The following is a 12,019-nucleotide window of genomic DNA, read 5'->3' as shown; positions in this document are numbered from 1 at the left end:
CGACGATCGCGCCCGACGTCACGGCGCCGGTCGCGCCGACCGGCACGATCAGCGGCGACGGCGCGGTGGTGAGCGGCAGCGGTGAGGCTGGCGCGACGATCAGCGTGACCAATGCGGCCGGCACGGTGCTGGGCACCGCGACGGTGGCCGGCAATGGCAGCTACAGCGTGACCCTGACGACGCCGCAGACCAACGGCGAAGCGTTGACGCTGATACAAAGGGACGGGGCGGGCAATGCATCCCCGACCGTGCCGATCACCGCACCCGACACGACTGCGCCGACCGCGCCGACCGGTACGGTGATATCCGATGGCACGACCGTCACCGGTACCGGGGAGGCTGGCGCGACGATCCGCATCACCAACCCGGCCGGGACGGTCATCGGTACCGCGACCGTCGCTGCCAACGGCAGTTACAGCGCGACGCTGACCACGCCGCAATTGAATGGCGAGACGCTGGGCGTGACCCAGGCGGACGGTGCCGGCAACGTGTCGGTCCGGGTGCCGACGATCGCGCCCGACATCACGGCACCCGCAGCGCCGACCGGTGCCGTCACGGCCGATGGCACGACGGTGAACGGTAGCGGCGAGGCTGGTGCGACCATCACGATCACCAGCCCGGCTGGCGCCATCATCGGCACCGCGACGGTGGCCGGCAATGGCAGCTATAGCGTCACTTTGACGACGCCGCAGACGAACGGCCAGACTCTGGGCATCACCCAGGCGGATGCGGCCGGCAATGTGTCCCCGCGCGTGCCGACGATCGCACCGGACAGCACGCCGCCGGCGGCGCCGACCGGGACGGTCACGGCTGATGGTGCGGTGGTCAACGGCACGGGTGAGGCTGGCGCGACGATCAGCATCACCAATCCGGCCGGGGCCGTCATCGGCACCGCGACGGTGGCCGGCAACGGCAGCTACAGCGTCACGTTAACGACGCCGCAGACGAACGGCCAGACTCTGGGCATCACCCAGGCGGATGCCGCTGGCAATGTGTCGCCTCGCGCCACGACGCTGGCGCCGGACAGCACCCCGCCGGCGGCCCCGACGGGCACCATCACCGGCAATGGCGCGGTGGTGAACGGCACCGGTGAGGCTGGCGCAACCATCCGCATCACCAATGCGAGTGGCACATTGCTGGGTACGGCGGTGGTGGCCGCCAATGGAACCTATAGCGCCACGCTCAATACGCCCCAGACCAACGGCGAAAAACTGACCCTGGTGCAGAGCGATCCGGCAGGCAATGTGTCGCCCGTCGTGCCGATCACCGCGCCCGATACGACGGCGCCGGTGGCACCCACTGCGGCGGTTTCTGCCAATGGCGGGTCTGTGACCGGCACGGGTGAGGCCGGCGCGACGATCACCGTCCGGGCGGCCGATGGCACGATCCTGGGCACCGCGACGGTGGCGGCCAATGGCAGCTACACCGCGGCGCTCAGCCCGGCGCAGTTGAATGGCGAGCGGTTGAGCGTGAGCCAGACGGACGGGGCGGGCAACGGATCGCCCAACGCTGCCGTCACCGCGCCCGACCATACCCCGCCTGCCGCCCCCACTGCCGCCGTTTCGGCGACGGGTACGGTGGTGACGGGTACGGGTGAAGCGGGTGCGACCGTCACCGTGACCAATGCGGCAGGTGTCGTGATCGGCACGGCTCTGGTCGCCGCCAATGGCAGCTATTCGGTGACGTTGACCCAGGCGCAGGCCAATGGCGAAACCATCGGCGTCGTTCAGACCGATGGCGCCGGGAATCCGTCCATATCGACCAGCGCGATCGCGCCGGACATCACCGCGCCCAATGCGCCGGCCAATCTGGCGGTCAACACGGCGGGTACGACGCTGACCGGCATCGGTGAAGCTGGGGCGACGGTCAGGGTTCGCGACGGAACGGGAACCGTGATCGGCACCGGGCAGGTGGGATCGGATGGCCGCTTCTCGGTCACTCTGTCCAGCCCGCAGGTGGGCGGCCAGAATCTGACCGTTACGCAGACCGATGTCGCCGGCAATCAGTCGCTTCCGGGCGCCGTCGGCGCTCCGTTCGACATCGCTGCGTTCGACAATAGCACGGTCGCCCTGATCGACCTGCTGCCGGTATCGACGGCGGTGAACCATGGTACGGCCAATTATCTGGCGCTGGTGTCGCTCGGCCTGCTCAATCTCAATGCGCAGGTATTGGCGACGCCCAGCGTCGGCTTCACCGTGGCGGACGGCCATAGTCTCAACGCCGTCTTCACTTATGACGCGACGCTCAGCATCGGCGTGCTCAGCGGCTATTCCGTCGCGGTGCAGCGCTGGAACGGATCGGCCTGGGTCGCGGTGGGCGGCGGCAACGGCGCGTCGCTACTGCAACTGGGCCTGCTGAACGGCAATCTGGTCAGCACCGAAACGCTGGGGCCGGGCCAATATCGCGCCTTCGTCACCTTCGATGGGACGTTGGGCGTCGGTTTGCTCGGATCGCTCAATGTCGCAGGGACCGATTCGGACTTCACCGACATTGGCGGGATCGTGCCCCAGCAGATTCAGGGCAATGTCATTACCGATCCAAGTCCGGACGGTCATATCGACATCATCAGTCCGCAGACGGTGATCCAAAGCGTCACCGTCAACGGGGTGACGACGACGGTGAACGCGAACGGCACGGTGGTGAACGGTGCCTTCGGCCGGTTGGTCATCAATCTGGACGGCAGCTACAGCTACACCCCGTCGCCGACCGCCGCGTCGATCGGCAAGACGGACGTGTTCCAATATACGCTGATCGACCGGAGCGATGGTGAAACGGAAACGGCGAACCTGTCCATCCGGATCGGCAGCGACGACATCACGGCCGCCCCCGTCGCCAATCACGATACGGCGACCGCAGCGGTCCAGTATCAAAATGTCGTGCAGACTGTCGCAACCGCGTCGGATTTCAGCTTCAACACGGCTGGCGCAGTGCTGGTACCCGTCACGGGATCGAGCTCAAAGAGCTTTACCGTGGGTGCGAACAGCCAGTCCGACGTGACGATCACGGTCATCCGCGGTGGTTCACTGACAGTCCTGCCCAGCTACACCATTACGGTGAAGAATGCGGCAGGCGCGACCGTGGGCACCTACACGGCGACCGCCGTGGCAGGGCTGCCGCTGGGGTCGGGCATCACCCATACGTTCGACGATCTGCCGTCGGGTACCTATACCTACACGGTGTCCAGCACGAACATATTGGGCACGGGCTACGGATCGACCGTCTATATCGGCCAGTCCATCACCCATTTGGACCAATATACGGTATCGGGCGTGACCGGCACGCAGGGCGAATTGCTGGCCAACGACGTGACCGGCACGGCATTCCCGGTGGTGAAGGTCGGCACGGGTAGCGGTTTCGTCGAGGTTGGCGAGACGGCGGTGACCATCCAGGGAACTTATGGGACGCTGACCGTCAACGAGACGGGCCATTATAGCTACACGCCCGGCACGACGATCCCGCATTCGACGGTCAATCTGGTGGACAGCTTCACCTACCAGATCGTCCAGCCCAATGGCGTCACGGCCACGGCTACGCTGGACGTGACGATCAATGTCGGTTCTGGTGCGACGTCGGCCTTCATGTCGTTCGAGCAGGCGAGCCTGCGCATGGATGAGGCGGCGGCGGTCAGCGACGACAGTCACCAGACGGCAAGCCTGACGTCGGATACCACGACGGATCAGGCGATCGCCCCGGCGCCCGAAGCCCGGATATCCTCCTTCTCCGAAGAGGCAACGGTTTCCGGCACGGACGATCCGACCGTTTCGGGCACCGATCTGGTCGCTGCGGCATCCGCCGCAGACCCGATCGATGCGCCAAGCACGGATCAGTCTGTCACACCGGATGCGGACCCGACCGATACGCCGGTTTCCGACGAAGTGCTGGGCGAGCTGGCCTATCAGATGTTCGAAGGCCAGGGCGTGCTGGAGGATGTGTTGTCGGCCTATCTCGACCGCGCAGCATCGCCGGAGCGGGTGGACCCGATCGACATGACAACGACGCCGACCACAGAAAGCGTCGATCTGACCCCTGTGGATGTGCCGCAGGATCCACTGGCTTATCTTTCCACATCGGATGATATCGAAAAGCACAGCATAAATAATGGTCATACATTCTGATGTATGTCCCAAGCATAGGTAAAATCACAACATGTTACGATAGCGATATAATATTAATGCTGCCATGTTAGTATGTCCGTAACCAATGGCATCCATGCTGGTCATAACTGGATGAGGATATGACCGGCAAGGGAACATGGTTCCATAACGGCAGAGCCTATCTATTGCTCGCCGGCGGCCTGATGATTTCGGCCGCATACGCACAGACCGGACCGGCGGTGAACCCCGCCGATCCGGTGACGTTGGAAGAAGCCGCCCGGGAGGCGATCGCCTGGCACCCGGTGCTGACCCAGGCGGCGGGCGAACTCAACGCCCGCGCGACGGAGGTGGATGTCGCCCGCGCCGGCTATTCGCCGCAGATCAGCGCCGGCGTCGCCACCGGCTATGACAGCCGCCTGACCGCCGACTGGCGCCCCCGGCCACAAATCAACGCGTCCCAGATGCTCTTCGATTTCGGCAAGGTATCGAGCGCCGTGGCTTCGGCGCGCGCCGGCACGCGGGTCGGTGAAGCGGAAATGCTGCTGGCGGTCGACGGGCTGATCCGCGACACCGGCTATGCGATGATCGAGATGCAACGCGGCGAAGCGCTGCACCGGATTGGGCTGGAGCAACTGGAGCGTGTTCGCGCGATCAGCGATCTGGTCGACAGCCGCGTGACCAAAGGCGCGGCGACCCGATCCGACGGCTTGCAGGCGCAGGCCCGCGTGGAGGCCGCGATCGCCACCCTGTCGCAGATCGAGGCATCACGACGCCGCTGGTCCAGCAACCTGGCCTATCTGCTGGGGCGAACCGCGCCGCCGACCAAGGTCGATGAGGAAGTACCCGGCTGGCTGATGGCGGCCTGCCGCCAGTCGCCGCCCGACTGGGACGATGTGCCCGCTGTCATGGTCGCCGAAGCCCAAAAGGATCAGGCGGTCGCGGACCTCAAGCGTCGCAAGGCGGAGCAACTGCCCACCATCTCCATCGGCGGCACCGGCACGATCGACGTGTCCGATCCGCTGTCCAGCCGGCGCAGCGCCTATTCGCTGGGCCTCAACGTCAGCAGCAATGTGTTCGGCGGCGGCATTACCAAGGCGCGGGTGCGCGGGGCGTCCTTCGCGCTGGAGGCGGCCGATGCCGCGACGGACCGGGCGCGCAACGAAACCGCCCAGCGCCTGTCCGAGGCGCAGCAGCAGATCGACAGTCTGGGCGCGCTGCTCACAACCCTGGCATCGCGGGAAGGCAATATGGACGAAACCGGAAAGCTGTATCGCATGCAATATCTGGAAATGGGTACGCGCACGCTGGTCGACCTGCTCAATGCCGAGCAGGAATTTCAGCAGGTTCGGTTCGAAGCCGCCAATACCGCCCACGACCTGCGGCGGTTGCAGATGGATTGCCTCTATAATTCGGGCCGGACCCGCGCGGCCTTCCACCTCACGGGAACAGTGGTGCGCGGGGTGACGCTATGAACATGATGCCGCCGATCAAGCCGGTCGGCAGCGCGGGCGCGACCAGCGGTCCGGCCCCCGCTGCCCCCTCCATCGACGCCTGGCTGGACCTGTTGCAACAGGTGGCGCGCCATTATGGCCTGCCCAACAGCGAACAGGGGGCCAAGCTGGCGGGCCTGTGGGCCGGGATGGATGGCGAACAGGCCAAGGTGCGCGGCATGGCGCGTGCATTGGGCCTGTCGATCCGTTTCCGCACGCCCGACGCGCGCGACAAGCTGTCCGGCTGGCGCTTGCCGATGATCGTGCGGATGAGCGACGGCGCGTTGGCGCTGGTGACTTCGATCGCCGAGGATGGCGAAGCGACCCTGTCGCTGGCGGGCGAAGGCGGGCTGCGCGCGCATATGGCGATCGCGGACGTGGCGCGCGGCGCGACCCTGCTGGTCATCGCCCGGCCGGTGCGGTCGGCACCCGATGCCCGCGTCGATCCCTATATCCACCAGCAGGACGAAAACTGGCTGCGGCGGATCATCCATCAGGACAGTCGCTCCTATGTCCATGTGATGGTGGCGTCCTGCATCGCGAACGTGCTGGGCCTGTCCGGCGTGATCTTCTCGATGCAGGTCTATGACCGGGTGGTCCCGGCGGAATCCTACCCGACGCTCTACATATTGGTGCTGGGCGTGGCGCTGGCGATCGGCTTCGACTTCCTGCTGCGGCGGTTGCGGATGAACATCGTCGATGTTCTGGGCAAGCGCGCGGACCTGCGCATGTCGGACAAGGTGTTCGGCCATGCGCTGCGCGTGCGCAACCGGGCGCGGCCGACCTCCACCGGCACTTTCATCGCCCAGCTGCGCGACCTGGATCAGGTGCGCGAGCTGCTGACATCCACCACCGTGGCGGCGATGGCGGATCTGCCCTTCTTCCTGATCTTCCTGGTGATCCTCTGGTTCATCGGCGGGCCGCTGGTGCTGGTGCCGCTGGCCGCGCTCGTGCTGCTGCTAGTGCCCGGACTGCTCGCCCAGCGCAAACTGCGCGCCTATGCGACCGCGTCGATGCGCGAAGCCTCGCTGCGCAATGCCATGCTGGTGGAGGCGGTGCAGGGCATCGAGGATATCAAGGCTTTGCAGGCGGAGGAGCGCTTCCAGCAGCTATGGAACCGCTACAATGCGGAGGCGGGGGAGCAACAGCTGAAGCTGCGCGGCCTGACCAACAGCCTGACCGTCTGGACTCAGAATGTGCAGAATGGCGTCTATGCCGGGATCGTGTGCGTCGGCGCGCCGATGGTGATTGCGGGCGACATCACGACCGGCGCGCTGGTCGCTTCTTCCATCCTGGGATCGCGGATGATGGCGCCGATGTCGCAGGTTACATCGCTGCTCAGCCGTTTCCAGCAGTCGCGCGTGGCGATCGGCAGCCTGAACCAGATCATGGGCCTGCCGGTCGATCGGCCCGATGCCGAACATCGCATTTCGGTGAATGCGATCGCAGGCGCGATCACCATCCATGGCGGCGTGTTCAGCTATGCCGATCCCAACAGCCCGCCCGCGCTCACCATCCCGGAGCTGGAGATCAAGGCGGGCGAGAAGATCGCGCTGCTGGGTCGCAACGGCGCGGGCAAATCCACCCTGTTGCAGGCGCTGTCGGGCATGATGCAGCCGGTGTCGGGCGAAGTGCTGATCGACAATCTGGCGCTGCACCATATCGACCCCAACGACCTGCGCCGCGACGTCAGTTTCCTGTCGCAGAACAGCCGGCTGTTCCATGGCACGATCCGTGAAAATCTGACGCTGGGCGCGCCGGATGTCTCCAATGAGGAAATCCTGTCCATGCTGGCGATGACCGGTGCGATCCAGTTCGTCCGACGCCTGCGCAGCGGATTGGAACATATCATATTGGAAGGCGGCAACGGCCTGTCAGGCGGGCAGATCCAGTCGCTCCTGCTGGCGCGCCTGCTGCTGCGCCATCCGACCGTCGCGCTGCTGGACGAGCCGACCGCGGCGATGGACGAGGTGTCCGAACGCCACTTCATCGACGGCCTCAAGACATGGGCGCAGGGGCGGACGCTGGTGATCGCGACGCACCGGATGCGGGTTCTGGATCTGGTCGACCGGGTGATCGTGATCGACAATGGCGGCATATTGCTGGACCAGCCCAAGGATGCGGCGATCCGCACCATGCAGGCCAACCGGGCGAGGGTAGCATGAGCGGCGTCGCGGTCATCGATGACGAATGGCAGTTCGACGATGAAGGGCGCGGCCGCATCACCGGCGCCAAACGCCTGCTATGGCTGGTCACGGCCCTGTTCGTCGTCGCCTTCACCTGGGCTTGGTTCGCCAAGCTGGACGAGGTCGCCAGCGGGAGTGGACGGGTGGTGCCGACCAGCCGGGAACAGATCATCCAGTCGCTGGAGGGCGGCATATTGGCCAAGCTGATGGTCAAGCAGGATGATATCGTGAAGCCGGGCCAGATATTGGCGCAGCTGGACCCGACCCAGGCGGGATCGACGGTGGACGAAAGCGCCGCCAAATATCGCGCCGCCCTTGCGAGCGCCGCGCGCCTGCGGGCGGAGGTGGGTGGAACGCCCATCGCCTTTTCACGGGAACTCGATCCCTATCCGGAGCTGAAGGCGGCGGAAACGCGCCTCTATCGCGACCGGCGGGAAAGCCTGATGAGTTCCGACCGGCTGATCGACGAATCCCTCGCGCTCATCAGCAAGGAAGTGAAGATCGGCGAATCGCTGATCGCCGTCGGCGCCGCCAGCAATGTCGAAGTGCTGCGACTGAAGCGGCAGCAGGCCGAACTGGCGCTCAAGAAATCCGATCTGCGCTCGCAATATCTGGTCGAGGCGCAGCAGGATCTGGCCAAGGTCAGTGAGGAGGTGGAGGCGCTGGCGCCGGTGGTGCGCGGCCGGTCCGATACGCTGAAGCGTCTGACCCTGCGATCCCCGGTACGCGGCGTGGTGAAGAGCATCGACGTGTCCACCATCGGCGGCGTGGTGTCACCCAATGGCGAGATCATGCAGATCGTACCGCTGGACGACCAGCTGCTGATCGAAGCGCGCATTTCGCCGCGCGACATCGCCTTCATCCACCCCAATCAGCGGGCGACGGTCAAGATCACCGCCTATGACTATGCCATTTATGGCGGGCTGGAAGGCACGGTGTCGAGCATATCGCCGGACACGATCAAGGATGAGGTGAACCCGGAAATCTATTATTATCGCGTTTTCGTGCGGACCAAGTCGGTCGCCGTGGTCAACAAGGCGGGCAAACGCTTTCCGATCGTGCCGGGCATGATCGCCACGGTGGATATCCACACCGGCAGCAAGACGGTGATGCAATATCTGCTCAAGCCCCTGAACCGCGCGCGCGAAGGACTGCGCGAACGATGACCGTGGCGCTGGAGGAGAGACTGGCTGCGATCGGCGAGCGATTGCAGCAGGTGGCGCCGTCACCGATCGACGGCGCGCGGACGGTGGTGCTGTTCTTCTCCTTCACTGATGGCGCCACGCGGGCACAGACCATCACCGTCAGCGCGCCGGATGCGGCGGGTTGCTGGGACAGGGCGCTGCCGCTGCTGCGGGCGGCGGCGGATCGGCTGGACTGGCTGCGCGTCGACTGGGTCTGTGCGATCGAACGGACCGACTGGCAAAGCCTGCGCCAGCGACTGGATGCGACCAAACGCAATTATTTCCGCTTGGGCATCGCGCTGGATGCGGGGTTGGAACAGGCGTTTCTGGAAACGGAAATCAACGCCAATGCCATGCTCTATGGCGGCAACGGGCACCCCACAGCCATCGTCAATGAAGGCAATTTCCTGCGCTACGCCCGGCTGCGCCATGGCATCGGAGCGATCGACTTCCGCGATGATGCACCCATCTGGCTGTTTTCGACCGCCGGTCTGTTCATGGGCGCGGATGGCGTCATCCACAGGATGCGGGAGCAGGGCCGCAATGCCGGTCGGCGGACGGTGGAGCGGCTGGACCCCGACCTGCTGCTAAGCCTGATCGACGATGGCAGCGCCTATCTCGCTTCGCAGGTGCAGGCGGGCGGCCGGTTCCATTATGGCTGGCATCCCTGTTTCGACCGGCCGATCGCCGCCTATAACAGCCTGCGCCATGCCAGCAGCACCTATGCCATGCTGGAAAGCTGGGAGGTGACGCGGTCCCCGGATCTGCTGGCCGCGATCGAGCGGGCGCTGACCTATCTGGAGGAAGAGCTGATTCGCCCGGCGACCCTGCCGGATGGGACGCCGGCGGCCTTCCTGATCGACCCCGGCAATGAGATCAAGCTGGGCGGCAATGCCGTCTGCCTGCTCGCATTGGTCAAATATAGCGAGTTGATGGCGACCGACCGCTATCGCCCGCTGCTCGACCGGCTGGCGGCCGGCATGCTCCATATGCAGGACGCGGACAGCGGGCGCTTCGTCCATGTGCTGGACTATCCGACGCTGACGGTGAAGCAGGACTTCCGCATCATCTATTATGATGGGGAGGCGGCGTTCGGGCTGATGCGGCTTTATGGCCTGACCGGCGATCCGCGCTGGATCGAGGCGGTGGCGCGCGCCTTCACCCATTTCATCGCGGCAGGTCACGCGGCGGCGCACGACCATTGGCTCAGCTACTGTGTCAATGAACTGACCCGATATCGCGCGGACGAGGCCTGGTTCCGCTTCGGCCTGGACAATGTCCGCGACCATCTGGATTTCGTGGAAAATCGCATCACCACTTTCCCGACGCTGCTGGAACTGATGATGGCGGCGCAGCATATGATCGCGCGCCTCTCCGCCGACCCCGATCATCGCCACCTGCTCGACACGATCGATCTCGGCAAATTCCACCGTGCGCTCCATGCCCGCGCCCATTATCTGCTCAACGGCCATTTCTGGCCCGAACTGGCGATGTTCTTCGCCAATCCGCAGCGGATCGTCGGCAGCTTCTTCATCCGCCACCACGCCTTTCGCGTGCGGATCGACGATGTCGAACATTATCTGTCGGGCCTTATCGCCTATCGCCGGCACCTGCTGGAGACACAGGCGGAGGCGGCGGCGCTGCCGGTCGAAAGCGGCTGGACCGCGCGCAACGTGATGCAGGCTACCGGCGGGCGCTGGGTCGTGCCGCCGCCGGCCGACTGGCGCGCGGAAGGCCTGTGCATCTTCCCCCCCAGCCTGCGCGATGGCGAGATGCTGATGATGCGCGGCACGGCAGGGGAGCGGGGCATCCCCCCGCGCCTGATCGACCGGCTCCGGCCACAGGCATCGGCGATCATCACCAGCGTGCCCGACCGGCTGGCCACTACGGACGTGCCGGTGCTGGCGGTACCCAATAATGACGAGGCGATATTGGCGCTGGGCCGCCATGCCCGCGCGGCGATGACCGGCAAGCTGATCGGCGTGACCGGCAGCGCCGGCAAGACCACCATGGTCGCGATGCTGGCGCAGACGCTGCGGCCTTGGGGTGATGTCGGCGAAACGCGGCTGAACGCCAATCTGCCGCATGGCATCGCCTGGAATCTCGCCTCCATTCCGTGGGATACGCCCCATATCGTGATGGAGCTGGCGATCGGACGGATGCGCCAGAATGCGCAACTGACGCGGCCCGATATCGCGGTCTTCACCAATATCGCGCCGGCGCATCTGGAATTTCACCACGACCTCGCCACCGTCGCGCGGCGCAAGAGCGCCATCTTCGCAGGTATGCCGCCCGGTGGCGTCGCGATCCTCAACGCGGACATGGCGGAACTACCGCAGGTGCGCGCGCTGGCGCTGGCGCACGAACTGCGCGTCATCAGCTATGGCGAAGCGCCAGAGGCCGACTTCCGCCTGATGGACCATCAGGATGGAAGGGTGACGGTCATGACGCCCACAGGCATGCTGGATTATCGCTTGCAGGCACCGGGACACCATATGGCGCTCAACAGCCTGGCGGTGCTGGCAACCCTGTCCGCGCTATCCCTCGATGCCGGGCAAGGGCTGGCGGCGCTTGCCGATTTCCGCCCGCTCGCCGGTCGCGGCGAGGAGGTGGCCCTGACCATAGACGGCCGCGCGATCACGCTGATCGACGAAGCCTATAATGCCAATCCCGCCTCGATGGCGGCGGCGCTGGAACTGCTCGGCACACGGACCGGCGGACGGCGGATCGCGATATTGGGCGAGATGCTGGAACTGGGGCCGGACGCGGCCGCCTATCATGGTGCGCTGGCACCGCTGATCCGCCAACAGGGCATAGATCAGGTTCATGCCGTAGGAGCGCTCTATGCGCCGATCTGGGCCGACCTGCCGCCCCATTGTCGCGGCCTCCATGCCAGCGATATCGGCCAACTGCGCGCCTGCCTTCGGGAAACGGCGCGGGACGGCGACATCATCCTCATCAAGGGATCGCATGGCAGCTGCCTGCACGCACTGGTCGCGCAGTTGAAGGCAGCAGCAGAGGAGAAAAATATGTCCGCAATAGAGATGGTTTCGGTCGCATGACCG

5 protein-coding genes are annotated in these 12,019 nt (G+C 65.4%); all 5 read left to right on the top strand.

Translation table 11 applies throughout. The features are described 5' to 3' along the window. The first annotated feature begins 5 nt into the window (after positions 1-5). The 5 genes from F4U95_RS19310 to F4U95_RS19290 all read left to right on the top strand — a co-directional run bounded on the left by F4U95_RS19310 (position 6) and on the right by F4U95_RS19290 (position 12,016). On the top strand, positions 6-4,115 hold the full coding sequence (locus tag F4U95_RS19310) for a BapA/Bap/LapF family large adhesin (RefSeq protein WP_281347242.1): 4,110 nt from the start codon (positions 6-8) through the stop codon (positions 4,113-4,115). 119 nt (positions 4,116-4,234) lie between these two features. Beyond that, positions 4,235-5,566: a TolC family protein gene (locus F4U95_RS19305; RefSeq protein ID WP_246171644.1), complete on the top strand. Its 1,332-nt coding sequence runs from the start codon at positions 4,235-4,237 to the stop codon at positions 5,564-5,566. Continuing rightward, on the top strand, positions 5,563-7,749 hold the full coding sequence (locus F4U95_RS19300; protein ID WP_246171643.1) for a type I secretion system permease/ATPase: 2,187 nt from the start codon (positions 5,563-5,565) through the stop codon (positions 7,747-7,749). The genes F4U95_RS19305 and F4U95_RS19300 overlap by 4 nt, the downstream gene beginning before the upstream one ends. Continuing rightward, positions 7,746-8,936 (top strand): beta-barrel domain-containing protein, encoded by a 1,191-nt coding sequence (locus tag F4U95_RS19295; protein ID WP_120250971.1) that lies wholly within the window; start codon positions 7,746-7,748, stop codon positions 8,934-8,936. The genes F4U95_RS19300 and F4U95_RS19295 overlap by 4 nt, the downstream gene beginning before the upstream one ends. After that, the gene (locus tag F4U95_RS19290) at positions 8,933-12,016 is read left to right on the top strand and encodes a UDP-N-acetylmuramoyl-tripeptide--D-alanyl-D-alanine ligase (protein ID WP_150426722.1); all 3,084 of its coding nucleotides are present in this window, start codon (positions 8,933-8,935) and stop codon (positions 12,014-12,016) included. The genes F4U95_RS19295 and F4U95_RS19290 overlap by 4 nt, the downstream gene beginning before the upstream one ends. Positions 12,017-12,019: the final 3 nt, after the last annotated feature.

The sequence above is a fragment of the Sphingobium limneticum genome (assembly GCF_008710165.1).
In the GTDB taxonomy this organism is placed as follows: domain Bacteria; phylum Pseudomonadota; class Alphaproteobacteria; order Sphingomonadales; family Sphingomonadaceae; genus Sphingobium; species Sphingobium limneticum.
This window is presented reverse-complemented; position numbering and strand designations above follow the sequence as displayed.

Coding starts and splice junctions, on each gene's coding strand:
- F4U95_RS19295 (WP_120250971.1), top strand. CDS start 7,746: ATGAGCGGCGTCGCGGTCATCGATGACGAATGGCAGTTCGACGATGAA.
- F4U95_RS19305 (WP_246171644.1), top strand. CDS start 4,235: ATGACCGGCAAGGGAACATGGTTCCATAACGGCAGAGCCTATCTATTG.
- F4U95_RS19290 (WP_150426722.1), top strand. CDS start 8,933: ATGACCGTGGCGCTGGAGGAGAGACTGGCTGCGATCGGCGAGCGATTG.
- F4U95_RS19300 (WP_246171643.1), top strand. CDS start 5,563: ATGAACATGATGCCGCCGATCAAGCCGGTCGGCAGCGCGGGCGCGACC.